Raw genomic sequence first — 23,201 nt, forward strand, 5'->3', positions numbered from 1 at the left:
GCGGTCAGATGACGTAGGAGCGAAGCGGCTCGAAGCCGTTGAACGCGACGGCCGAGTAGGTCGTCGTGTAGGCGCCGGTGCCCTCGATCAGGACCTCGTCGCCGATCGTCAGCGTGAGCGGCAGCGGGTAGGGAGCCTTTTCGTAGAGCACGTCGGCGGAATCGCAGGTCGGGCCGGCCAGCACGCAGGGCTCGGCCTCGTCGCCGTCGCGGGCGGTGACGATGTTGTAGCGGATCGCCTCGTCCATGGTCTCGGCGAGACCACCGAACTTGCCGATGTCAAGATATACCCAGCGGACATTGTCGTTGTCGGACTTCTTCGAGACCAGCACGACTTCCGACTTGATGACGCCGGCATTGCCGACCATGCCGCGGCCCGGCTCGATGATGGTTTCCGGGATGCGGTTGCCGAAATGCTTGCGCAGGGCGTCGAAGATTGCACGGCCATAGGCCTGGGCCGACGGCACGTCCTTGAGGTAACGGGTCGGGAAGCCGCCGCCCATGTTGACCATCTTCAGCACGATGCCCTTCTCGGCCATCGCCTCGAAGACCATGCGGGCGTCGGCCAGCGCCGCGTCCCATGCGCCGGTATCGGTCATCTGCGAGCCGACATGGAAGGAGACGCCATAGGCGTCGAGGCCGAGGCGGGCGGCCTGCGCCAGCACGTCGACGGCCATGGAAGGGGCACAGCCGAACTTGCGCGACAGCGGCCATTCGGCGCCTTCGCCGGAGGTCAGGACACGGCAGAAGACACGGGCGCCGGGGGCGGCGCGGGCGATCTTTTCGACTTCCTCGACGCAGTCGACGGCGAAGAGCGAAATGCCGAGCTCATGGGCGCGGGCGATGTCGCGCTCCTTCTTGATGGTGTTGCCATAGGAGATGCGGTCCGGCGTCGCGCCGGCGTCCAGCGCCATCTCGATCTCGGCGACCGAAGCGGTGTCGAAGGATGAGCCGAGGCCTTCGAGCAGGCGCAGGATTTCAGGCGCCGGGTTGGCCTTGACGGCGTAGAAGATGCGGCTGTCCGGCAGCGCCTTGGTGAAGGCGCAGTAATTGTCGCGGACGACGTCGAGGTCGACGACGAGGCAGGGGGAAGCGGGACGTCGGGTGGCGAGGAATTCGTGGATGCGGGCGGTCGTCATGGCGGTATCCCTTCGGCATTTCCGGGCAGCCTCGGCTGCGTCAAAAACCTGCGGTTCCGGACAAGGCAGGCGCGCAGACGCCGGCCCATGAGGAACCACGTGAAAATCTCAGACCGGCTAACCGGTCTTGATTGCCATTGATTGGCGGGAAATGCCCGACCGCACGTTTGGCAAGGATGGCTGTGTCTCTCAACTACCCCGGCGTTTGGACCGCCAGACGAGTGATCGATAGACCCGACCGTCGTTGCTTCAAGATGTCCTCGCTTGTCCGGTTGGCCGGGAAGCGACCGGAGGGGTTAGCTCCGGGTACCTTACCGATCCCCTCACCAATACGAGAGGACGGCGGACACCCACAGGCACGTGCGACTTTGGGTGCGGCGCATATACGACCGGAATCATTGCGAATCAATGAAAAATCGGGGCTTGCCGAATCTTTTTTCGATGCGCATCGTGAACGCGATTTGCAAAACGGTTCGATAGATATGAACGATCCCAAGGACAGAGTGAACGCCTTCATGCCGCACGGCTTCGAGGCGGCTGTCGCGCGGGCCGAAACCGGCCCGCTGGCGGGGCTTTCCTTCGCGGTGAAGGACATGTTCGACGTGACCGGATTGCGCACCGGTTTCGGCAATCCGGCAATCCTGGAACGGGCCGAACCGGCCGTGGATTCGAACGCGACGATCGCCAAACTGCTCGATGCGGGCGCGCGGTTCGCGGGCAAGACGCAATGCGACGAGCTGACCTTCTCGCTGATGGGCCAGAACGCACATTATCGGCGGCCGATCAATCCGGCGGCGCCGGACCGGGTGACGGGCGGATCGTCGAGCGGATCGGCGGCGGCGGTGGCGGCCGGGCTCTGCGATTTCGCCATCGGCTCCGACACCGGCGGCTCGATCCGCGCGCCGGCGAGTTTCTGCGGACTGTTCGGACTCAGGCCGACGCATGGCGCCGTCGCGCTCGATCACGCCTATGGCCTCGCGCCGAGTTTCGATACGTTCGGCTGGTTTGCGCGCGATGCGGAGACCTACGGCAAGGTGGCCGATATCGTGTTGCCGGCCGACAGCGCCAATCTTGGCCGCGCGTTGATCGAACCGGATTTCGCTGCACCGCTTCTGCTCGATGAGAGCCGGGCGCAGTGGCAGACAATCCGCGCGGCGCTGGGGCTCAGGCGGGAGGCAATGCCGGCGCTCGATGACGTCGACGGCAATTACACGCTGTTCCGGCGGCTGCAGGCCTATGGGGCCTGGGCGCTGCGCGGCGAATTCGTCTCCGACCCGGAAAACCGCGTCTCGCCGGATATCGCAGAGCGCTTCCGCTACGGGGAAAATCTGTCCTGCGGCGATGCGACGGCGGACACCAGGGCGCGCCACGCGCTGCGGGCGGCGCTGGCCGGCTATCTCGCCGACGGCAGGGTGCTGGTGATACCGACCGTGCCGGGTCCCGCGCCGCTGACCGATGGCGGCGCGGACGCGCTGCAGGCCTATCGCGAACGGGCACTGTGTCTCCTCTGTATTTCCGGCCTGACCGGCTTTCCGCAGATGACCGTCCCGGCCGGAACGGTCGATGGCGCGCCGTTCGGCCTGTCGGTGATCGGGCCGGCGGGAAGCGACCGCGCGTTGATCGGCCTCGCATCCTCCCTACATGCGAGGCTTCTGGAAGCCGGAGTCGCCTGAATGGACACACTGACGCGCATGCGCGCCTTCATCGCCGTCGTCGAGAACGAGGGATTTTCATCGGCGGCGCGCAAGATCGGCCGCTCCAAGGCGCTTTTATCGAAATATGTGCGCGAACTGGAGGACGAACTCGGCGCGCTGCTGCTCAATCGCACGACGCGGCAATTCTCGCTGACCGAACTCGGGCACACCTATTACAAGCGCGCCGTCGAGATCGTGCGCGAGATCGACACGCTGCAGGACATGGTGCGCGACAGCCGCGAGGGGGTGCGCGGGCGGATCAAGGTGTCGGCGCCGCGGTCCTTCGCCGATGCCTCGCTGGATAGGGCACTGATCGATTTTGCCGCCGCCAATCCGGAGATCGGGCTCGACATCCATCTCGACGACCGTTTCGTGGACCTCGTGGAAGAGGGGTTCGACCTCGCGATCCGAGTGACGACGCTGGAAGATTCCGGGCTGATCGCGCGGCGTCTGGCGCCGTTCCGGGTGCAGATCGTGGCGACGCCGGAAACCATCGCCCTTCACGGCATGCCGGAGATCCCCGAGGATCTCGTCGGCCGGCCCTGCATCGTCGACACCAATGCGCGGCGGCGCAACAACTGGCCGCTGAAAGGCCCCGACGGCGCAATGACCGTCGTCTCGGTCTCCGGACCGATCGAGGTCAACAGCCCGTTGTCGGCGCGGCATGCGGTGCTTGCGCATCTGGGATTTAGCCTTTCCCCGGACTTCATCGTGCGCAAGGACATAGAAAGCGGCGCGCTGGTGGAGGTGTTGCCCGGGTCAATGGCGTCCGAGGCGGGAATCTACGCGGTCTATCCGCACCGGCGCTATCTGCCTGCCAAGGTGCGCGCTTTGGTCGACTTCCTCGCCGAGTGGTTCAAATCCTATGATGGCGGCAGGTCATAAAGATGCCCGGTTTATCCGGTCATGGCTTTGGAAACGCACGAATCTCCCGGTCCAGATGAAACGAATCTCCGTTACCGCAATTTGCGCCGTCACCCTTGCGGGAACCGGCGGGCAGGCGCTCGCCCATCCGCATGTCTTCGCGGATGCGCGGCTGGAGGTGGCGGCCGGACCGGACGGCAATGTCGAGACGATGCGCCATGTCTGGCGCTTCGACGAGGTGTTCTCGTCGACGGTGCTGCTCGAGTTCGACGCCAATACTGACAACAAGCTGGAAGATTCCGAACTCGAGGACGTGGCTTCGACGGTCACGGATTCGCTTGCGGAGTTCAATTATTTCCAGACCATTCTCGTCGGCGGCAAGAGCGTCGACGTCAAACCGGTGACCGACATGAAGGCGCTGTTCGACGACGGCCAGCTGATCATCTTCTTCACCACGCAGCCGGCGAAACCGGTGAACCTCAAGTCGTCGCCGTCCTTCGGGGTGTACGATCCGACCTTCTATACGGCGATCGACTTCACCGACGACAGCGAGATGGTGCTTGAAGGCGCGCCGGCGAACTGCACGCACAAGATGGTGGTGCCCGATCCGGACGAGGCGCTGGCGCAGAACCAGGCGACGCTGACCGACGCCTTCTTCAACGATCCGATGGGCACCCAGTGGTCGAAACTGCTGGCGACGCGCATGGAGGTCACCTGCAAATGACGACGGGACGCAAGACACTGGTCCTGGCCGCTGGCGCATTCGCACTGATGGCGCTCGCCGCAGGCGCGGCCTCGGCCCAATCCTCACTTGGCATCGGCGCCAACGAAGTGGCATCGGCGCCGGGCGGCGGTATCTTCGCCGGCTTCTTTCTGTGGATCGCCGAGATGCAGCGTTCCTTCTACCGGGAGATGACCGGCGCCCTCAAAGCCATGCGCCAGGACGGTTCGGCGGTGTGGCTGCTGGTCGGGCTTTCCTTCGTCTACGGGATTTTCCACGCGGCCGGGCCGGGCCACGGCAAGGCGGTGATCTCCTCCTACATGCTGGCCAACGAAACGTTGCTCAGGCGCGGCGTGGTCCTGTCCTTCATCTCGGCGATGTTGCAGGCGGTCTCGGCGGTCGTGCTCGTCAGCGTCGCCTTTCTGGTGCTGCGCGGCACGGCGATCAAGATGACCGATGCCACCTGGTTCATGGAGGCGGCGAGCTACGCGCTGATCGCGGTGTTCGGTTTCTGGCTGCTGGTGACGAAGCTCCGGCCACGGCGCGCGGCGGCGTCGCTGTCGGCGGCGCAGGCGCATGACCATCATCACGATCACGGCCATCACCATGACCACGGGCATCATCACCATGGCGAGGGCGAAGTCTGCGAGACCTGCGGCCATTCGCATGCGCCGGACCCGAAAATGCTGGCCGGGCCGATGAACTGGCGCTCGGCCTGGGCGGCCGTCGCTGCCGTCGGCCTTCGCCCCTGTTCGGGTGCGCTGATCGTTTTGACCTTCGCGATGCTGAACGGGCTCGTTGCCGGCGGGATCGTCTCGGTCTTCGCCATGGCGCTCGGCACGGCGATCACGGTCTCGACCCTGGCGACGCTCGCCGTGACCGCGAAGAACGCGGCGCTGCGATTCTCCGGCTCCGGCGCGATGTCGGCGGGGTTGCATCGCGCGATCGAAATCGGCGGCGCGGCGCTGGTGATGCTGCTCGGGATCATCCTATTCGGCGCGTCTTTGGCCGCCTAGGACGAAGTCAGCCGCCCAACTCATCCTCGATGTGGACGCGGATGATGTCGTCGAAGGAGGTTTCGGCGACAAAGCCGAGATCGCGCGCGCGTTTCGCGTCGAAACGCTGCGGCCAGTTTTCGACGATGGCCGCAACCGCCGGGTCCGGTTCCTCGCGGATCAGCGCGACGGCGGTCCCTCCGGCGACGCGGCGCAGCGCCTCGATCTGCTCGCCGACCGAGACGGCGACGCCCGGCAGGGAAAGATTGCGGCGCGGCCCGATCGCGGCCGAGGGCAATGCCGCTGCATGCAGCAGGAAGCCGACCGCGGAGCGCGGGCTCGCATGGGTGTGGACGACATCGTGCGAGACGGGCAGGACGGCCTCGCGGCCAACCAGGGGCTCACGGATGATCGACGAGAAGAAACCCGAGGCGGCGAGGTTCGGCTTGCCGGGCCGTACGCAGATCGTCGGCAGGCGCAGGCCGATCCCGTCCATGAAGCCGCGGCGCGTGTAGTCGGTCAGCAAAAGCTCGCCGATCAGTTTCTGCGTGCCGTAGGAGGTCAGCGGAACCTGCTGGAATTCGTCCGGGATCGCCGGCGGGAAGGGTGCGCCGAAGACGGCGATGGAGGAGGAATAGACGACGCGCGGCACGCAGTCCGCCCGCAGGCGGATGGCGTCGAACAATGCCCGGGTGCCGTCGAGATTGGCGCGGTAGCCCTTGTCGAAATCTGCCTCCGCCTCTCCCGAGACGACTCCGGCGAGATGGAAAACGACGTCCGGTTCGGCTTCGGCCAGGGTTTCGGCGATGCCGGACTCCGCGAGATCGCTGGCCCCCGACGTGACCGGAAAACCGGCCTGCGGCGGTTCGAACGGGACGATGTCCTGCAAGTGAAGGCTTGCGATCCGGCGGTCCGCCAGCATGCCGTCGGCGATCAGGCGCGCGGTCAGCTTGCGGCCGATCATGCCGGCGGCGCCGGTGATCAGGATCTTCACGTCAGCGGTCCTTGCGGCGCCAGCGCCCGCGCAGCCACAGGCCGACGAAGGGCAGGACCAGCACGGCGGCGACCACCGCGCCGGCAAGCCAGCGATTTTCGCCGCCGACCGCGATCATGATGTTGGGCAGGAAATAGAGGATCAGCGCGAAGCCGATGAAGATCGCCGCGGCGGTGACAAGCGTCTTGCGGTCATACTCGTTGTTGTCGGCCATCGGGGCTTGCGTTCCTTGTCTTCTCTGTCCGGCGTTCATGAAACCGCAGCGACCATGTGCACGACGGTACGGTCGCCAAGATCCTGCTCGCGCTCTATCACGAAGCCGAGGCGTTTGTACCATGCCAGCGCCGGATTGAGCGCATTCGTCACCAGTCGGATTTCAGGCAGTCCCAGCGAGCGTGCCCGCTGGAAGGCGGCTGACATCATGGCCGTGCCGTGGCCGTTGCCGGCCGCGGAGGGCAGGGTGGCGATCGATTCAAGATAGAGGTCGCCGGAACGCCGCCGCAGGATGAGCAGGCCTTTCGGCTCGCCGCCGGACGCGGCGATCCAGGTCTCACACGTATCGAGGATTTCGCCGTAATCCCAGTCGAGCGGCATGGGCTGGGTGCCGAGCGTCTCGCGAGTGCGGGCATAGGCTTCCGCCTGGAACCTCTCGACCGTGGCGCGGTGTTCCGGGCCGAGGCGGGCGAGGCGAAGGCTGCCGGTTTCCAGATGGCGAGCCGTCAACGTCGACAGGGCCACGCGCTGTGTGCCGTCCGCATCGAAATTTTCCGGAGCCAGCCATTCCTCGAAGGCGGCCCTGGCGGCGGGCCATTCGCGGTCGAGCATGGAATACCAGGCGGTGTCGCGGTTCTCGCCCTTGACGACGTAGTGCTGACGGAAAACGCCCTCGAATGTCATGCCGTAGCGTTCGGCGGCGCGTTTCGACGGTTCGTTGCGGTCGTTGCATTTCCACTCGAAGCGGCGGTAGCCGAGATCGTCGAAGATGTGGCGGGCGAAGAGGTAGAAGGCCTCGGTCGTTGCCGGCGTGCGCGCGATCAGCGACGACCAGAAGATGTGGCCGATCTCGATGACGCCGTTGGCGGTGTCGATGCGCAGGAAGGTCTGGCGGCCGGCGATCTCGCCCGACGCCTTGTCGATGACGGCGTAATAGAGCGGATCAGTGCTCGCCTCGGCGTTGTCCAGCCATGGCTGGAAGGCGGCGCGGCTTTGCGGCGGATATTCAGGCAGCCAGCGGAACCGGGCGTCGGCGTCGGGCATGGTCGAGCAGGCGTAGAGGCCGTCGCCGTGGCGCGCGGCGGACAGCCGCTCAAGCCGGACGAAACGCCCTTCGAACGCCGGGATGTCCGGCGCGGCACAGCCTAGCCATTGTGTCAGATCGCGCATCGTTTTCCTCGCATGCCGAAACTCCGTCTGCATTGCAAAATTCGCGGCCGAATGCCAGACAGCGGACACCGTTTGCGCGATTTTTCAGGGGGGAGTCCATGCTGCACACCGTCGCCGCCTATGACCGAATGGGCGAGGAAAACGCCTTCGCCGTGCTCGCCCGGGCCACACAACTGGCGGCCGGGGGCCGCGACATCATCAATCTCGGCATCGGCCAGCCGGACTTCAAGACGCCGGAGCATATCGTCGAGGCCGCAGTGAAGGCGCTGCGCGACGGCCATCACGGCTATACGCCGGCGAACGGGATCCTTGCGACGCGCGAGGCGGTGGTGCGCCGGACGCTGACGACGACCGGCGTGGAGGTGTCGCCGGACGCCGTGATGATCATGCCCGGCGGCAAGCCGACCATGTATGCGGCGATCACGATGTTCGGCGAACCGGGCGCCGAGATCCTGTATCCGGACCCGGGGTTTCCGATCTACCGGTCGATGATCGAGTTCACCGGCGCGACGCCGGTGCCGGTGCCGATCCGCGAGGAAAACGGCTTCGCCTTCTCGGCGGAGGAGACGCTGTCGCTGATCACGCCGAAAACGCGGCTGATCATCCTTAACTCGCCGGCCAACCCGACCGGCGGGGTTACGCCGAGAGCGGAGTTCGACGCGCTGGCGATGGGGCTTTCGGAATTTCCCGACGTGGCGATCCTGTCGGACGAGATCTACGACGTCATGACCTATGACGGCGAGACGCATACGTCGCTTTTGACCTACCCGGCGCTGCGCGACCGGCTGATCGTGCTCAATGGCTGGTCGAAGACCTGGGCGATGACCGGATGGCGGCTCGGCTGGTCGATCTGGCCGGACACGCTGATCGACAAGGTGCGCAAGCTGGCGGTCAATTGCTGGTCCTGCGTCAACGCGCCGGCGCAATATGCCGGCATCGCGGCGATCGACGGGCCGCAGGACGCGGTCGACGCGATGATGGCGGCCTTCGACGCGCGGCGTAAAACTGTCGTCGACAGGATGAATGCGCTGCCGGGCGTCAGCTGCGCCACGCCGAAGGGCGCGTTCTACGCGTTTCCCAATGTCAGCGGGACCGGCTGGAAGGCGAAACCGCTTGCCTCGGCGCTGCTGGAGGAGGCCGGCGTGGCGCTGATCGGCGGTCCGGATTTCGGAATCCTGGGCGAGGGCTATATCCGGCTGTCATTCGCCAATTCGGCGGATAACATCGAGCGGGCGATCGAGCGGATCGGGGATTTCCTGCGGAAGTGAGCGCTGCGACCGCCGTAATCTTGACGCTGTAAAAATTGTCGCGATTTGGAGTTTTTTCGCTGTCAAGATATTCTGTCTGCCTGATTCGCAATGGCGGGGAAGCGGACATGGCGACGGCACGCAAGGCGGACAAGCCGTATCACCACGGCGATCTGCGCGCGGCATTGATCGCGGCGGCGGAAGCTGAACTGATCGGGAAGGGCATCGACGCCTTCTCGCTGCGCGGCGCGGCCAGGCGGGCCGGCGTCAGCCACGCGGCGCCGGCGCATCACTTCAAGGACGCGATGGCGCTTCTCGATGCGCTGGCGGCGGCGGGCTTCGCCCGCCTGACGGCGACGATGAAAGAGGAGCAGGCGGCAGCCGGGGCCGACCGGAAGGCGCAGCTGGTCGCGGCCGGCGTCGGCTATGTGCGCTTCGCGCTGGACAATCCGGAACTGCTGCAGCTGATGTTCGGCACGTCGCGCAGGAAGAGCGACGACCCGGAGCTCGGCCGCAACGCCGATGCCGCCTTTTCCGTGCTCGTCAACGGCGTCGGCATGATCCGCGGGCGCGACGCGTTTACGGGCGAGGCCGGCTGGCGTGACGTCGCGGCGTGCTGGTCGATGGTGCACGGCTATGCGCAGCTCGCGATCGCGGGGAAAATGGAATTCGTCACCGGGCTCGAATTTACGCGGCAACGGGATCTGATCGAGGATCTGGTGCGCAGGGCCCTGCCGGAAAAAGCGCCCCTTTGACGCAAAGCGGGCGACCTTTTCTAGAAAGATCGCCCGGCTTCTTCAGACCGCAGAGGGAGGAGCTGGCGGTCTTAAATGTCACCACTGTTTCATGTTGGCACGAATCAGTTACCTAAGCGTAAACAGCTTCATGAATACAGGCAATTCAGCTTGGGGGTTGTGCGATCTATATTTGGCGTTGGTGTGTCTTTTTTAACACAGTAGCGCAAAGTTCAGGCAAAATTCGTCTCTACTTTCAAGGGCTTCCGGTTAGACTGGCGTTTCGGAGACTGCCCTTGCGGAAGGTTCCCGGCGCGTCGCCGTTGCGCCGGGCAAAAACAGGCTCAGCGGGTGACGATTTCCGGACCCATGAGCGCATAGGGCAGCGCGGTCGACAGCATCGGCACATAGGTGACCAGCACCAGGAAGACGAGCAGGACGGCGACGAATGGCGCGGCGGCGCGCACGACCTGGATCAGGCTCATGCCGGTGATGCCGGAGGTGACGAAGAGGTTGAGCCCGATCGGCGGGGTGATCATGCCGATCTCCATGTTGACCACCATGATGATGCCGAGATGGATCGGATCGACGCCGAGTTCCATGGCGATCGGGAAGACGACCGGCGCGACGATCAGCAGCAGGCCGGACGGTTCCATGAACTGGCCGCCGAGCAGCAGGAGCAGGTTGACCGCGATCAGGAAGGTGAACCAGGTGAAGCCGGCATCGACCATCAGCGCGGTGATCGCCTGGGGAATGCGCTCGGCGGTCAGCACATGGGCGAACAGCAGCGCGTTCACGATGATGAACATCAACATGATGATGGTCCTGGAGGAATCGACCATCACCTTGCGCGTGTCGGCGTGGAAAAAGGCGCCGACGAAATGGCGGCCGATCAGTGCGATGTTGCGGCCCCAGACCGGCAGGCCGGCGGCGACGAAGCGGGGAATGTTCGCCGGATTGGAGGCCGGGTCGCGCCAGACCGCATAGGCGACGAGGACGGCCAGCGACAGGGCAAGTCCGGTCCAGGCGCGGCCGGCGGCGGTGACGTTTTCCCAGTCGGCGGTGACGAAGAAGGACAGCACCATCCAGACGAAGAAGAAGGCGAGCGCGTAGACGGTCGCGGAGAAACCGACATGGGCGGGCGTGCCGCGCGTCTCGGTTTCGGAAAGCCAGCGGCGGCCCTTCATCGGGCCCATGTCGCGATAGACGAAGATGGCGATGACGAAGGCATAGACGGCGGCGACGGCGGCGGCCTCGGTCGGCGTGAAGACGCCGCCATAGATGCCGCCGATGATGATGACGATCAGGAACAGGCCCCAGCCGGCCTCCTTGCCGCCGTTCATCAGTTCGCCGAAGCCCTTCCAGTCCTCGGCCGGCAGGTCGCGGCGGCGCGCGATCGCGTAGATCGCGATCATCAGCATCAGGCCGGCGACGATGCCGGGGACGACACCGGCGAGGAACATCCGGCCGACGGAGACATTGGTCGCCGCGGCATAGACGACCATGACGATGGAGGGCGGGATCAGGATGCCGAGCGTGCCGGCGTTGGCGATGACGCCGGCAGCGAAATCCTTGGAATAGCCGACCTGGCGCATGCCGGCGATGGCGATGGTGCCGATGGCGACGACGGTGGCCGGCGAGGAGCCGGAGAGCGCGGCGAACATCATGCAGGCCAGCACCGAGGCCATGGCGAGGCCGCCGCGGAAATGGCCGACGGTGGCGATCGAGAAGCGGATGATGCGCTTCGCCACACCGCCGGTCGACATGAAGGAGGAGGCCAGCACGAAGAAGGGGATGGCGAGCAAGGTGTAGTTCTGCGAGGCGGTGAACAGTTGCTGGGCGACCGACGACATGGAGTCGTTGGAGAAAAAGGCGATGACGACGATCGACGACAGGCCGAGCGACACGCCGACCGGCACGCCGAGAAACAGCAGGCCGATGACGAGAGCGAAAAGGATACCGGTTTCCATGGCGGTCAGTCCTTCAATATGTCGCGGTTTTCGGCGACGAGATCCTCGGCCTCGTGGCCGGCAATGATCAGTTCACGGTCGCCGCGCCAGATGTCGACGAGGGCCTGCAGGCTGCGGAAGCCGAGAAGGCCGAGCCCGATCGGCAGCATCAGATAGGCGACCCAGCGCTGGACGCGTTCCTGAACGCCGAAGGTCTCCTGCATCCAGACGGGATAGCGCAGGTCGTCGAGGCCGATGCCGGTGTTGTACATCAGCGTCCAATAGCCGAGCGCGCCGGACTGGCGGTAATTGGTGACTTCCTTGCCGCCGAAGAAGGACAGCCAGCCGGCATGCAGCAGCATCGCCGCATAGAGCAGGCAGCACAGCGCGCCGAAGATCGCGGCGGCGCGGAAAAGCGGTTTCGGGAAGGTGCGGATGAGGGCGTCGACGCCAAGATGCATGCCGTGTTTGACGCCGTAGGAGATGCCGAACAGGATCAGCCAGGCAAACAGGACGCGGGTCAGTTCAAGCGCGCCGCCCCAGCCGGTGTTGAAGCCGTAGCGGGCGACCACCTGGGAAAACGAGATGATGGTGATCGCCGCAAGCAGGATCGCGATGATGCCTTCCTCGATCGCGTTGACCGCCTCGCGGTTCCAGCGCTCGGCGAGAAACAGGATGACGACAAGAACGACGAGCAGGACGAACGGCCAGAAAACCGCCATGACGTAACTCCCCCAAACCGATATGCGCCGACGGGCGGCGCGATCCCAAAAGGCGCCGGCGACCGCGGAGGCCGCCGGCGGTTTCATCAGGCTATCAAGACCCGTTGGCCGCGACGGCCGCGTCGATCAGGTCCTTGCCGATGTCGCCTTCGAACTGGTCCCAGACGGGCTTCATCGTGGAGACCCACTCGGCGCGCTGCTCGGGCGTCAGCTCGCGGACGGTCGCGCCGGCGTCGATGATGTTCTGCTTGTTGGCGGCTTCCTTCTCGGCGACCTGGGCGTTGGCCTTCATGGTCACGTCCTCGACGATCGACAGGAACTGGTCGCGCACGGCCGGGTCGAGGCCGTTGAGCCAGTCGGTCGAGGTGACGAGAAGATAAGCGAGGAGCTGGTGGTTGGTCTCGGTGATGCCGTCCTGCACCTCGAAGAACTTCTGGGTGTAGATGTTGGACCAGGTGTTCTCCTGCCCGTCGACGACGCCGGTCTGCAGCGCGCCGTAGACTTCCTTGAAGGCGAGTTTCTGCGCGGATGCACCCATTGCCTCGATCATGGCGACGGCCACGTCGGAGGTCTGGACGCGGAACTTCAGGCCGTCGGCGTCGGAGGGCACGAGCAGCGGCTTGTTGGCCGAGAACTGCTTCAGGCCGGACGACCAGTAGCCGAGACCGGTGTAGCCGGAGGGTTCCGTCACCTTCAGCAGGCCCTTGCCCGCGTCGGAGGTGGTGAACCTGGAGACCGCGTCGAGCGAGGAGAACAGGAACGGCAGGTCGAAGAGGCGATATTTCTTGGTGTAGGCCTCGAATTTCGACAGCGACGGGGCGGCAAGCTGCACGTCGCCGAGGAGCAGGGCTTCCATGACCTTGTCGTCGTCATAGAGGGTCGAGTTCGGGAAGACCTCCATGCAGGCAATACCGTTCATCTCGTCGTTGACGCGTTCGGCGAGCATGGTCGCGGCGTCGCCCTTGGGGTGGCCGGTCGCGGCGACGACGTGGCTGAACTTGATGACCATTTCGCCGTCGTCGCACTGGGCCATGGCTTGCGTCGCGGTCAGCGAAATGGCGAGCGCCGATACGGCGCCGAGAAGCTTTTTCATGAGATTAACCTCCACTGCGGGGACCATTCCCCGGTTCTCACGTCACAGGGAGTTGTCCGAAATCCGCCGTCGCGGTCGCGCGGCCGGAATTCCTCTCCTCCCTCAAAAGGCGTTAAAACCTTTCGTAGCGTTAACTAGCACGCGGCGTGCCAGTTTCGCGATTGGCGGATTTGCGGGGTTTCAAGGCGGAGCGGGCCGGGAAAACGGGTAGATTCCTACCCATGCGCCCGCGGGCATGTTTCGAATCCTACCCGTCGGGGTCGTCCGACGAGATGCCGTGTTTCTGCATCTTGTCGTAGAGGCCCTTACGCGAGATGCCGAGCGCCGTGTAGACGTCCTTCAGCCGTCCGCCCGCCTTGCGGATCTCGGCTTCGATGACCGCGCGCTCGAAGGCCGCCATGCGGTCGGGCAGCGGGCCGGCGAAGTCTCCGCCGGCATCCGTGGCGGCGGTCTTGAAACCGTTCCAGAGACCCAGCACCCAGCGGTCGGCGATGTTGCGCAATTCGCGGACATTGCCCGGCCATGCGTGTTCGAGAAGCTGGCGTTCGAGCGCAGGCGTGAAATCGGGGATCTCGCGGCGGTAACGGGCGCGGGCCTGGCGGGCGAGATGCTCGAACAGCAACGGAATGTCCTCGCGGCGATCGCGCAGCGGCGGGATCGATACCGAGACGACATTCAGGCGGTAGAACAGGTCGGCGCGGAAGCGCCCGGCCTCGGCTTCCCGGCCGAGATCGGACTTGGTGGCGGCGACGAAGCGCACATCGAGCGGGATGCGCTTGTTGGACCCGAGCCGTTCGATGGCGCGTTCCTCGATGGCGCGCAGGAGCTTCGCCTGCAGGTCGAGGGGCATGGATTCGATCTCGTCGAGAAAGACCGTGCCGCCATTGGCGTGTTCGAGCTTGCCGATGCGCTGCTTCGACGCGCCGGTGAAGGCGCCGGCCTCGTGGCCGAACAGTTCCGATTCGAAGATGTCCGGGGGCAGGGCGGCGCAGTTGAGCGCGACGAAAGCGGCCGGCGCGCGGGCCGAGAAATCATGCAGGGCGCGGGCGACGACCTCCTTGCCGGACCCGGTCTCGCCGAGGACGACGACATCTGCGTCGGCGTCGGCGATCAGCACGATCTCGTCGCGCAAGGCGGCGATTACGGGGGAGCGGCCGACGATTCGCTCGGCGATGCCGCTGCCGGCATCGAGTTCGGAGCGTAGGATCCGGTTCTCGAGCACGAGACGGCGTTTTTCGAGCGCGCGGCGGGTCACGGCGCCGAGGTCCTGTACGCGGAAGGGCTTGGGGATGAAATCGTAGGCGCCCTCGCGCATCGCGTCGACGGCGAGCTGGATATCGCCATGGCCGGTGACGAGGATGACGGGAATCGCGGGGTCGATCTCCAACACCTTGGCCATGAACTGCATGCCGTCCATGCCCGGCATGCGGATGTCGCTGACGACCGTGCCGGCGAAATCGCGGCCGATGGCGGACAGCGCGTCGGCGGGCGACTTGAAATCGGCGACCGTCAGATCGTCGAGTTCGAGGCCCTGGCGCAGCGCGTGGCGCAAATCGTCGTCGTCGTCGACGAGCAGGACTTCGGGCTTGGCGGCGTTTGCGGTCATGGGTGCCTGGTCCTCATTCGGCGGCCCTCACCTGCCGTCCGGCGGCCGGGAGGTCGATCACGAAGCAGGCGCCGCCGTCACGGTTTTCGACGCGGACGGAGCCCTGCAGATCGCGCACGACGCTGTCGACGATGGAGAGGCCGAGCCCGAGGCCGGAGCCGACGGGCTTGGTGGTGAAGAACGGTTCGAAGATCTTCTCGCGCACGGCCGGATCGATGCCCGGGCCATTGTCTGAAATCTCGATGCGGACGCGGCCGCCGTCGCCGCGCGCGACGATGGCGATGCGCGCGCCGGCGGGCGCGCGGTCCTCGCCGCCGCACAGCGCGTCGACGGCGTTGCCGACCAGATTGACGATGATCTGCGACAGGCGGATGCGTCCGGTATGGGCGGCGAGGTCCGGCTCGATGTCGGTCGTGACGGCGACGCCCGCCTTCTTCGCTTTCTGGCCGACGAGCAGAAGCGCCTCGCCGACCACGGGTTCGACCGGAACGGGCACGAGGGCCGTTCCGGGCTTGCGCGAAAAGGCAAGCAGCGTCCTCGACAGCGCGCTCATGCGGTCGACCATCTGGCCGATGCGGGCGAGTGCGTCGGGAAGCGCCGCGGTCTTGCCGCGCTCGACCATTCTGGCGGCGTTGTCGGCATAGGTTTTGATCGCGGCGAGCGGCTGGTTGTATTCGTGGCTCAGCGTCGCCGACATCTGGCCGATGACGGCGAGCTTGGCGGCGTGAACCAGTTCGTCCTGGGTCTCGCGCAACTGTTCTTCCGTCAGGCGGCGGACCTCGATCTCGTTGCGCAGCGCGACGTTGACCTCGGACAGTTCGGCGGTGCGGTCGCGCACCAGACGCTCCAGCCGCATGCTCTGGGCCTTCTCGCGGCGGATGCGGGCATGGTTCATTTCCCGGCGGACGACGACGAGGAAGGCGATCATGCCGGCGAGGATGACGGCCAGCCCGGCCAGCAGGGCGGCATTGCGCCGCGCTGTTTCCACGGGGGCAGAATCGGCGAGCACATGCATCGTCCAGCCGAGGATCGGAATGGTGCGCGACGCTTCGACGTAACGGGCATTCGCGGCTTGGGGTACGCGCATGAATTCGCCGGCGGAATAGGACAGCGGCGCGACCCCGGGGGCGGCTTCCGAGGCCTTCCACGGCTTGCCGACCCATTCTGGGCGGTTCGACAGGAAGACGAATTCGTGCGCATCGGTGACGATGATCGGGTAACTCGACAGCGACCAGTTCGCCTCGATGGCGCCGAAGGGGACCATGACCACGATCATGCCAACATTGCCGTGCCCGTTCGGGCCGGCGATGTGCGACGCGAAGGCGTAGGCGCGCGAGCCGTCGGCGAGGCGCAGCGCGGCGCGGCCGAGACGGCGTTGCGAGACGGCGACGGCAAGTCCCGAGCGGGCGATCGTCTGCGTGCCGGCGAGGCCGCGCGCCGACGCCAGCACATTGCCGTCGATGTCGGCGATGGCGACATCGCGGGCGCCGGAGGCGCCGGCAACCCGCATCAGAAGCGTGCGCATGGATTCCGCCCGCTCGCGGCCGGGCGATGCAAAGAGGTCGCGGATATCGGCGCGGCGACTGAGCAGCGGCGGGATCAGGCGGTACTTCTCCATGACGCCGGTCAGCGCCTCGATCTGGAGGGCGAGGCTTTCCTCGGCGCTGCCGCGCAGCTGGTCGAAGGCGCGGGCGCCCGCCCAGTCGCGGGCGAGCCAGACGGACAGGACGAGGCACACGAGCGTGCCGCCGACCACCGCGCGGGTGGCCAGCCGGTAACGTCTCCTTAATTGCGCGCCGTTCGGTGTCGCCATCCGACGGGTTTTACCGGTCAGGCAGGCCGCTGCACAAGCGGCAGGTCAAAGGAGACCGTTTTTGCGGCGGATCAGGCGGTCGCGCCCTCGATGGTCGCCTCGATGTGATCGATCAGCGCGTCGGGCAGGCCGAGACGGCCGGCGAGCATGTCGAGATAGCCGCGTTCGGCGCGGCTGTCGGGCCGGATCGTCAGGCGCGAGGCAGTGTAGAGCTCGACCTTCTGGGCGTCGGTCCTGGCGGTTGCGACAATGACATCGAGATCGAGCGGGGCGTTCAGCTCGCGCTTGATGAATTCGGCGGCGTCCTGGTCGATCCCCGACATGGCGAGTTTGCCGGCGATCTGTTCGCGTTCCTTGTCATCGACATGGCCGTCGGCGCGGGCGGCAGCGATCATGGCGCGGATGAGCGCGAGCGCAAACTCGTCCTCGCCCTGCGGCGCGGCGGCCGGATCGAAGGCGGTGTCGGAGGGCGGCGGCAGCAATTGCCGGTCGCCGGCGGCCTCCTGCCGGCTCTGTTCGGGTTCGTTGCCGGACTGGTAGTTCTGGTAGGCCTTCCAGGCGAGGCCGGCGACGGCGGCGAGACCGCCGAGCTTCAGGGCCGAGCCGGTGACCGAGCGCCCGGCTCCGGTGCCGAGCAGGATCGCCGCGATGGCGCCGGTGGCGATCGGATTGTCCCTGGCGAGCTGGCCGACCTGTCCGGCCTTGTCGCGAACCGTTCCCTCGGTGCCGGGAACCTGCGTGTCGAGCAGGTCGGTCAGAAGCTTCTTGGGATCAAACATCGGGTCCTCCAGGGTTCAGGGATCGCATGCGGACGGCGCGCCGCGAGACGCCCATCAGGTGGTGTCCATGGCAGCCGAATGCAACACGGCGATGATTGCGGCGCGGCACGAAAAAACCCCCGCTTGCGGGCGGGGGCTGTCGCGAAGCGATTGCCGCCTACTGGATTTTCGGAGGCTGACTCAGATCCGCCGGCTGTTCGGCCGGGGCGGGTTCGACCGCGGGCGGCGTGCCGTTGAGATTGAGCCCGCCGGGCAGGCCGGGAAGACCCGTTGCCGGGGGATTGCCGCCCGACTGGTCGCCGAGGCCGGACGGTGCCGTGCCATTCAGATTGAGCCCGCCGGGCAGGCCGAAGCCGCCATTGCCGCCGCCGTCCTGTCCCGGGAGGCCGGGAAGGCCGCTTGGCGCTTGCGGCGCGCCCATCCCGGGCAGCTGGATCTGCACGTCGTCAAGGTTAAACGTCGGTTCGCTGTCCTTGTAGTGGGTGACGAGGCGCGGAAAGGCGATGACGATCATGATCGCGACGAACTGGATCGCGATATAGGGCAGCGCGCCCTTGTAGATTTCGACGGTGCGGATGCCCTCGATGCGCTTGCCGGTCACCTCGTCGTTCCAGGCCTTCAGCGGCGAGATCGAGCGGAGGTAGAACAGGCCGAAGCCGAAAGGCGGCGTCAGGAACGAGGTCTGCAGGTTGATGCCGAGAATGATGCCGAGCCAGATCAGGTCGATGCCCAGCGTCTCGGCCGGCTTGACCAGAAGCGGCACGACGATGAAGGCGATCTCGAAGAAATCGAGGAAGCACCCGAGGATAAAGACGATGATGGTGACGACGATCAGGAAGCCGTGTTCGCCGCCGGGCAGCGCCAGCAGCAGGTCCTCGATCCAGAGATGGCCGTTGATGCCGTAGAAGGTCAGGCCGAAAAAGCGGGCGCCGATCAGGATGAACATCACGAAGGCGGTCAGCTTGGTCGTCGAATCGAGCGCCTCCTTGAGCGTCGACAGGCCGAGGCGGCCCTTGATCAGGGCGAGGGCCAGCGCGCCCGTCGCGCCCATCGCGCCGCCCTCGGTCGGCGTCGCGATGCCGAGGAAGATGGTGCCGAGCACGAGGAAGATCAGCGCCAGCGGCGGGATCAGCACGATGATCACCTGCTCCGCAAGGCGCGAGATGATGCCCAGCTTCATGTAGCGGTTGATCAGGCTGAAGGTGAGCGCGGATGCCGTGGCGATGGTCGCCGACCAGACGAAGCGGGTTTCGTAGCGCAAGCTCTCGAAGACGTGGTTGTAGAGCACGTAATGCAGGCCGACCGTCAGCACGATCATGACGAGCAGCGACAACACGCCGCCGCCCAAAGTGCGGAACTCGTCGGGAAGCGCCGGCGCGGCCTTGGGGCGGATCAGCGTCACGAAGAAGATGTAGGCGCAGTACATGGCGATGATCATCACCGCGGGCAGCACCGCGCCGACATACATGTCGCCGACCGAGCGGCCGAGCTGGTCGGACATGACGATCAGGACGAGCGACGGCGGGACGATCTGCGCCAGCGTGCCGGACGCGGCGATCGTGCCGGTGGCGAGCGAGCGGTCGTAGCCGTAGCGCATCATGATCGGCAGCGAGATCAGGCCCATGGCGATGACCGACGCGGCAACCACGCCGGTGGTCGCGCCGAGCAGCGCGCCGACGATGATGACGGCATAGGCGAGGCCGCCGCGAACCGGCCCGAACAACTGCCCGATCGTGTCGAGCAGATCCTCGGCCATGCGCGATCGCTCCAGTATCAGCCCCATGAAGGTGAAGAACGGGATCGCCAGCAACGTGTCGTTGCGCATGACGTCGAAGGTTCGGTTGGCATTGGCCTGGATCAGGCTCGGGAAAAGCCGGATCTGGTCCGGCGCGAAGGCCGAGAGCTCGACGCCGATGAAGAAGAAGGCAAGGCCGCCGGCGGCGAGCGTGAAGGCGACCGGATAGCCGATGAGAAGCATCGCCATCACGGTGGTGAACATGATGGGCGCCAGATTATGCGCGATGAGTTCGATCATCTCTTGATCCTCTCATCGATATCGGCCGCGGATTCGAGCTCCTCGATGATCGGCGGCATGTCATGCTTGGCGGTCGGATCGTCGATCAGGCCCATGATCACCGCGATGCGCTTGATGATTTCCGAAAAGGCCTGCGCCGTCAGTAGCGCGAATCCGCAGAAAATCATCATCTTGGCGGGCCACAGGACGAGGCCGCCCGCATTCACCGAAACCTCGCCGGACTGCATGGAATGCAGCATGAAGGGCCAGCCGAGATAGATCATCACGCCGCAGAAGGGCAGCAGGAAGAAGATGTGGCCGAGAAGGTCGATCCAGTCGCGGATACGCTTGGACAGATGCGCGGTGGCGATATCGATCCGCACATGCTCGTTACGCTGGAGCGTATAGGCCGCGGCCAGCAGGAAGACCGTGCCGTAGAGATACCACTGCAGTTCCAGCCAGGCGTTCGACGAGGTGTCGAAGATTTTTCGAATGGTTGCGTTGCCGGCGCTGACGAGCACGGCAACCAGAATGAGCCATGACACGGACCGGCCGATAAAGGCGGTCACGGCGTCGATGGCGCGCGACAATTTCAGCAATGGAGCCATCTCTCTCCCCAGATGCGGGCCCGGTATGACCGTGCCGGGCTGGCCGCCGGCAGCCTGCCCTTTCCTGCGCTGTTGCGCCTGACATTGCAAGCGCACGCGAATACCCGCCGATTATGGCGACTGGCCTTGCTTGCTAGCACCGGCGATCCGAATTCACAATCGAGTGGTTAGTTTTCCGGACCACTTTTTGGTCGCACCGTTGTCACAAACGGCGCCAAGTATCCCTCATGCCCATTTTCCAGCGTCCGGGGCCAGTAATTTGGCGCTAATCGCTTGCTCTTGGGGCATAAATCTTCTTTGATTGATCCGTCAAACAACAAAAGGGAGAGTTGCGATGACAGAGTCCCATAAAATGAGATTGTTGCGGAGCGGGGCGACGACCCGACGCAGTTTTCTCCAGGCAAGCGCCGCCACCGGTATCGCGGCGGCGGGTTTTTCCACCGGCCTTTTCCCGCGCGCAGCTTATGCCGCGCCGAAAAAGGGCGGCACGCTGCGCGTCGCCAAGGGCCACGGCCAGACGACCGACACGCTCAATCCCGGCACGTTTGAAAACGGCTTCACCACGGCGCTGTCATACGGGATGCATGGCTTTCTGACCGGCTTCGCGCCGGACGGCTCGGTCGCTCCGTCTCTCGCCGAGAGCTGGGAGGCAACGCCCGATGCCAAGACCTGGCGCTTCACGCTGCGCAAGGGCGTCACGTTCCATTCCGGAAAACCGCTGACGACCGAAGATGTCATCGTCTCGATCAATTTCCATCGCGGCAAGGATTCGACGTCCGCCGCGGCGCCGCTCGTCACGGCAATCCAGGATGTCAGCGCGGATGGCGACGACACCGTGGTGTTCGTGCTGGATGCGGGAAATGCCGACTTCCCGGCCACCTTCACCGACTATCACCTCGGCATCCTGCCGGCCAAGGACGGCAAGCCCGACTGGCAGGCCAAGGATGGCTGCGGCCCGTACAAGCTGGTCGAGTTCCAACCCGGCGTCGTTGCCCGTTTCGAGCGGTTCAAGGATGACTGGACGGACGAGCGCGGCCATTTCGACGTCATCGAGATGCTGTCCATCGTCGATCTCAATGCCCGCACCACCGCGCTTGTTTCCGGCGACGTCGACGCGATCGACAGGCTGGACCTCAAGACCGTCGGCCTGCTCGCCCGCAAGCCGGGCGTCGACATCAACTCGGTGGCCGGCAATCAGCACTACACATTCGCGATGTCGTGCAACAAGGATCCCTTTACCGACGTGAATGTGCGGCTGGCGCTCAAATACGCCGTCAACCGCGAGGAACTCGTCGAGAAGATCCTGTTCGGTTACGGCACGGTCGGCAACGACCACCCGATCGGGCGCGGCCAGCGCTATTTCAACTCGGAACTCGAGCAGCGCAAATACGATCCGGACAAGTCGAAATTCTACCTCAAGAAAGCCGGCCTCGACAGCCTCAAGGTGGGCCTGTCGGCGTCCGATGCGGCGTTCGGCGGTGCCGTCGACGCGGCGGTCCTGTTCCAGAATTCGGCGAAGGATGCGGGCATCGACCTGCAGGTGAACCGCAAGCCCAATGACGGCTACTGGTCGGATGTCTGGATGAAGGATCCCTTCACCGCCGTCTACTGGAGCGGCCGTGCCGTCGAGGATGCGATGTTCTCGACCGCCTACAAGTCGGGCGCGGCCTGGAACGACACGTTCTGGTCCAACGCACGGTTCGACGAACTGCTGATCAAGGCCCGCGCCGAACTCGACGAGGACAAGCGCCGGGCGATGTATTACGAGATGCAGGAAATTCTCAACATGGACGGCGGCGCCATCATCCCGATGTTCGCCAACTACGTCTTCGCCACCAATGACAAGGTGGCGCATGGGGATTTCGCGACCAACTGGGACATGGACGGCGAGCGCTGGATGGAGCGCTGGTGGTTCGCGTAAACCTCCCTTTCAAGACGCCGCACGGGCCGCAACAGGTCCGTGCGGGCAATCCCCGCGAAATGCGCCGGTGCGGCATTGCCGCGCCGGCGAGTTGACGTAGCTGCAGGCATCGTTATTTGCTCGCTGCGGGGATCCCGGGGAAGTGCATGGCGAGCGACATATTTTCCGTCGATGGGCGGATCTGCATGGTGACCGGCGCCTCGTCCGGTCTCGGCGCGCATTTCGCGCGGGTCCTGGCGGAGCGCGGCGCGCGTGTCGCCGGTGCCAGCAATTCCGGTGCGGACGAGACCGATGACGCGCCGATCCTGCATCTTCATTGCGATATCCGGAACGCAACGGATGTAGCGGCGGCCTTCGACGCGGTCGAGCGCGAATACGGCGCGGTCGACGTGCTGGTGAACGCCGCAGGCATCGCGCAATTCGAGCGGGCCGAGGCGCTCGGAGACAGCGCCTTCGCCGAAATCATGGACATCAATGTCAACGGCACGATGCGCGTCACCGGCGAGGCGATGAAACGAATGAGCGCGGCAAGGCGCGGCGGATCGATCATCCACGTGACCAGCGTGCTCGCCAGGAAGACCGTGAGCGGGCTATCGGCCTATGGCGGCTCGAAGGCCGCGCTCGAGCAGATGACGCGCTCGCAGGCGGCCGAATGGGCGCGCCACGGCATTCGCGTCAATGCACTGGCACCGGGGTGGTTTCCGACCGCAATGACGCAGCAGCATTTCGACAAGGGACTCGACCGGCTTCTGAAGACGCGTATCCCGATGCGACGGCTCGGAGCGCCCGGCGACCTCGACGGTGCGTTGCTGCTGCTCGCCTCCGAAGCATCGCGCTACATGACCGGAACCGTCCTCACCGTCGATGGCGGCTTTTCCGCGGGCGATTGAGTTCGTTTCGCCGCGCGCACCCGAAAAGACCGAATC

20 protein-coding genes and 1 pseudogene are annotated in these 23,201 nt (G+C 65.4%); 8 read left to right on the forward strand and 13 right to left on the reverse strand.

The annotated features are described in order from the left end of the window. Positions 1-4: 4 nt before the first annotated feature. Positions 5-1,138: an ornithine/lysine decarboxylase gene (odc2, locus tag IG169_RS03950; RefSeq protein ID WP_193174860.1), complete on the reverse strand. Its 1,134-nt coding sequence runs from the start codon at positions 1,136-1,138 to the stop codon at positions 5-7. A gap of 482 nt (positions 1,139-1,620) precedes the next feature. On the opposite strand from odc2, the gene IG169_RS03955 reads away from it, so the two are divergent. Genes IG169_RS03955 through IG169_RS03970 form a run of 4 tightly spaced genes read left to right on the forward strand, consistent with a single transcriptional unit; the run spans position 1,621 to position 5,433 of the window. Next, positions 1,621-2,811, forward strand: a complete 1,191-nt coding sequence (locus IG169_RS03955; RefSeq protein ID WP_193174861.1) for an amidase — start codon at positions 1,621-1,623, stop codon at positions 2,809-2,811. After that, a complete protein-coding gene (locus IG169_RS03960; RefSeq protein ID WP_193174862.1) occupies positions 2,812-3,717 on the forward strand; it encodes a LysR family transcriptional regulator in 906 nt (301 codons plus the stop codon). A 55-nt stretch (positions 3,718-3,772) separates the two neighbouring features. Next, positions 3,773-4,420: a DUF1007 family protein gene (locus IG169_RS03965; protein WP_193174863.1), complete on the forward strand. Its 648-nt coding sequence runs from the start codon at positions 3,773-3,775 to the stop codon at positions 4,418-4,420. Further along, positions 4,417-5,433, forward strand: coding sequence for a nickel/cobalt transporter (locus IG169_RS03970; RefSeq protein ID WP_193174864.1), 1,017 nt, complete (start codon positions 4,417-4,419; stop codon positions 5,431-5,433). Before IG169_RS03965 ends, IG169_RS03970 begins: the two co-directional genes overlap by 4 nt. 7 nt (positions 5,434-5,440) lie before the next feature. Here the strand turns inward: IG169_RS03970 and denD are convergent, their stop codons facing one another. From denD to IG169_RS23980, 4 genes and pseudogenes are all read right to left on the reverse strand, one after another. After that, positions 5,441-6,406: a D-erythronate dehydrogenase gene (denD, locus tag IG169_RS03975; protein WP_193174865.1), complete on the reverse strand. Its 966-nt coding sequence runs from the start codon at positions 6,404-6,406 to the stop codon at positions 5,441-5,443. Position 6,407: 1 nt separating this feature from the next. Then, on the reverse strand, positions 6,408-6,620 hold the full coding sequence (locus IG169_RS03980) for a hypothetical protein (RefSeq protein WP_193174866.1): 213 nt from the start codon (positions 6,618-6,620) through the stop codon (positions 6,408-6,410). A gap of 35 nt (positions 6,621-6,655) precedes the next feature. Then, positions 6,656-7,144, reverse strand: a complete 489-nt coding sequence (locus IG169_RS23975) for a GNAT family N-acetyltransferase (protein WP_343225572.1) — start codon at positions 7,142-7,144, stop codon at positions 6,656-6,658. Next, positions 7,121-7,789, reverse strand: a pseudogene (locus IG169_RS23980) (GNAT family N-acetyltransferase); the annotation flags it as partial. The pseudogene IG169_RS23980 and the gene IG169_RS23975, both read right to left, overlap by 24 nt. A gap of 98 nt (positions 7,790-7,887) precedes the next feature. Here IG169_RS23980 and IG169_RS03990 point away from each other — a divergent pair. Beyond that, positions 7,888-9,057: a pyridoxal phosphate-dependent aminotransferase gene (locus IG169_RS03990; RefSeq protein ID WP_193174868.1), complete on the forward strand. Its 1,170-nt coding sequence runs from the start codon at positions 7,888-7,890 to the stop codon at positions 9,055-9,057. A 107-nt stretch (positions 9,058-9,164) separates the two neighbouring features. Then, positions 9,165-9,791 carry a TetR-like C-terminal domain-containing protein gene (locus IG169_RS03995; protein WP_193174869.1) on the forward strand — a complete coding sequence of 209 codons (627 nt, stop codon included), beginning with the start codon at positions 9,165-9,167 and terminating at the stop codon, positions 9,789-9,791. 323 nt (positions 9,792-10,114) lie between these two features. Here the strand turns inward: IG169_RS03995 and IG169_RS04000 are convergent, their stop codons facing one another. The 8 genes from IG169_RS04000 to IG169_RS04035 all read right to left on the reverse strand — a co-directional run bounded on the left by IG169_RS04000 (position 10,115) and on the right by IG169_RS04035 (position 20,354). Beyond that, complete coding sequence (locus IG169_RS04000; protein ID WP_193174870.1) at positions 10,115-11,740, reverse strand: TRAP transporter large permease; 1,626 nt, start codon at positions 11,738-11,740, stop codon at positions 10,115-10,117. A gap of 5 nt (positions 11,741-11,745) precedes the next feature. After that, positions 11,746-12,441 carry a TRAP transporter small permease gene (locus tag IG169_RS04005; RefSeq protein ID WP_193174871.1) on the reverse strand — a complete coding sequence of 232 codons (696 nt, stop codon included), beginning with the start codon at positions 12,439-12,441 and terminating at the stop codon, positions 11,746-11,748. A 94-nt stretch (positions 12,442-12,535) separates the two neighbouring features. Next, complete coding sequence (locus IG169_RS04010) at positions 12,536-13,534, reverse strand: DctP family TRAP transporter solute-binding subunit (protein WP_193174872.1); 999 nt, start codon at positions 13,532-13,534, stop codon at positions 12,536-12,538. Between the two features lie 247 nt (positions 13,535-13,781). Next, positions 13,782-15,140: a sigma-54-dependent transcriptional regulator gene (locus IG169_RS04015; RefSeq protein WP_193174873.1), complete on the reverse strand. Its 1,359-nt coding sequence runs from the start codon at positions 15,138-15,140 to the stop codon at positions 13,782-13,784. 13 nt (positions 15,141-15,153) lie between these two features. After that, the gene (locus IG169_RS04020) at positions 15,154-16,953 is read right to left on the reverse strand and encodes a sensor histidine kinase (protein ID WP_193174874.1); all 1,800 of its coding nucleotides are present in this window, start codon (positions 16,951-16,953) and stop codon (positions 15,154-15,156) included. A gap of 71 nt (positions 16,954-17,024) precedes the next feature. After that, the gene (locus IG169_RS04025; RefSeq protein ID WP_193174875.1) at positions 17,025-17,732 is read right to left on the reverse strand and encodes a tellurite resistance TerB family protein; all 708 of its coding nucleotides are present in this window, start codon (positions 17,730-17,732) and stop codon (positions 17,025-17,027) included. A gap of 157 nt (positions 17,733-17,889) precedes the next feature. Then, positions 17,890-19,767, reverse strand: coding sequence for a TRAP transporter large permease (locus tag IG169_RS04030; protein ID WP_193174876.1), 1,878 nt, complete (start codon positions 19,765-19,767; stop codon positions 17,890-17,892). Further along, a complete protein-coding gene (locus tag IG169_RS04035) occupies positions 19,764-20,354 on the reverse strand; it encodes a TRAP transporter small permease subunit (protein WP_193174877.1) in 591 nt (196 codons plus the stop codon). Before IG169_RS04035 ends, IG169_RS04030 begins: the two co-directional genes overlap by 4 nt. 334 nt (positions 20,355-20,688) lie before the next feature. Here IG169_RS04035 and IG169_RS04040 point away from each other — a divergent pair, with 334 nt between their 5' ends. Both IG169_RS04040 and IG169_RS04045 read left to right on the forward strand, forming a co-directional pair. Next, positions 20,689-22,275: an ABC transporter substrate-binding protein gene (locus IG169_RS04040; protein ID WP_246717110.1), complete on the forward strand. Its 1,587-nt coding sequence runs from the start codon at positions 20,689-20,691 to the stop codon at positions 22,273-22,275. Between the two features lie 146 nt (positions 22,276-22,421). Further along, positions 22,422-23,165 carry an SDR family NAD(P)-dependent oxidoreductase gene (locus IG169_RS04045; RefSeq protein WP_193174878.1) on the forward strand — a complete coding sequence of 248 codons (744 nt, stop codon included), beginning with the start codon at positions 22,422-22,424 and terminating at the stop codon, positions 23,163-23,165. Positions 23,166-23,201: the final 36 nt, after the last annotated feature.

It is taken from the genome of Oricola nitratireducens, from assembly GCF_014904745.1.
GTDB classification, from domain to species: domain Bacteria; phylum Pseudomonadota; class Alphaproteobacteria; order Rhizobiales; family Rhizobiaceae; genus Oricola; species Oricola nitratireducens.

Coding starts and splice junctions, on each gene's coding strand:
- IG169_RS04035 (WP_193174877.1), bottom strand. CDS start 20,354: ATGGCTCCATTGCTGAAATTGTCGCGCGCCATCGACGCCGTGACCGCC.
- IG169_RS03990 (WP_193174868.1), top strand. CDS start 7,888: ATGCTGCACACCGTCGCCGCCTATGACCGAATGGGCGAGGAAAACGCC.
- odc2 (WP_193174860.1), bottom strand. CDS start 1,138: ATGACGACCGCCCGCATCCACGAATTCCTCGCCACCCGACGTCCCGCT.
- IG169_RS03955 (WP_193174861.1), top strand. CDS start 1,621: ATGAACGATCCCAAGGACAGAGTGAACGCCTTCATGCCGCACGGCTTC.
- IG169_RS04015 (WP_193174873.1), bottom strand. CDS start 15,140: ATGACCGCAAACGCCGCCAAGCCCGAAGTCCTGCTCGTCGACGACGAC.
- IG169_RS03995 (WP_193174869.1), top strand. CDS start 9,165: ATGGCGACGGCACGCAAGGCGGACAAGCCGTATCACCACGGCGATCTG.
- IG169_RS04005 (WP_193174871.1), bottom strand. CDS start 12,441: ATGGCGGTTTTCTGGCCGTTCGTCCTGCTCGTCGTTCTTGTCGTCATC.
- IG169_RS04020 (WP_193174874.1), bottom strand. CDS start 16,953: ATGGCGACACCGAACGGCGCGCAATTAAGGAGACGTTACCGGCTGGCC.
- IG169_RS04000 (WP_193174870.1), bottom strand. CDS start 11,740: ATGGAAACCGGTATCCTTTTCGCTCTCGTCATCGGCCTGCTGTTTCTC.
- IG169_RS04010 (WP_193174872.1), bottom strand. CDS start 13,534: ATGAAAAAGCTTCTCGGCGCCGTATCGGCGCTCGCCATTTCGCTGACC.
- IG169_RS03980 (WP_193174866.1), bottom strand. CDS start 6,620: ATGGCCGACAACAACGAGTATGACCGCAAGACGCTTGTCACCGCCGCG.
- IG169_RS03965 (WP_193174863.1), top strand. CDS start 3,773: ATGAAACGAATCTCCGTTACCGCAATTTGCGCCGTCACCCTTGCGGGA.
- IG169_RS04040 (WP_246717110.1), top strand. CDS start 20,689: ATGACAGAGTCCCATAAAATGAGATTGTTGCGGAGCGGGGCGACGACC.
- IG169_RS04045 (WP_193174878.1), top strand. CDS start 22,422: ATGGCGAGCGACATATTTTCCGTCGATGGGCGGATCTGCATGGTGACC.
- IG169_RS03960 (WP_193174862.1), top strand. CDS start 2,812: ATGGACACACTGACGCGCATGCGCGCCTTCATCGCCGTCGTCGAGAAC.
- IG169_RS03970 (WP_193174864.1), top strand. CDS start 4,417: ATGACGACGGGACGCAAGACACTGGTCCTGGCCGCTGGCGCATTCGCA.
- IG169_RS04025 (WP_193174875.1), bottom strand. CDS start 17,732: ATGTTTGATCCCAAGAAGCTTCTGACCGACCTGCTCGACACGCAGGTT.
- IG169_RS04030 (WP_193174876.1), bottom strand. CDS start 19,767: ATGATCGAACTCATCGCGCATAATCTGGCGCCCATCATGTTCACCACC.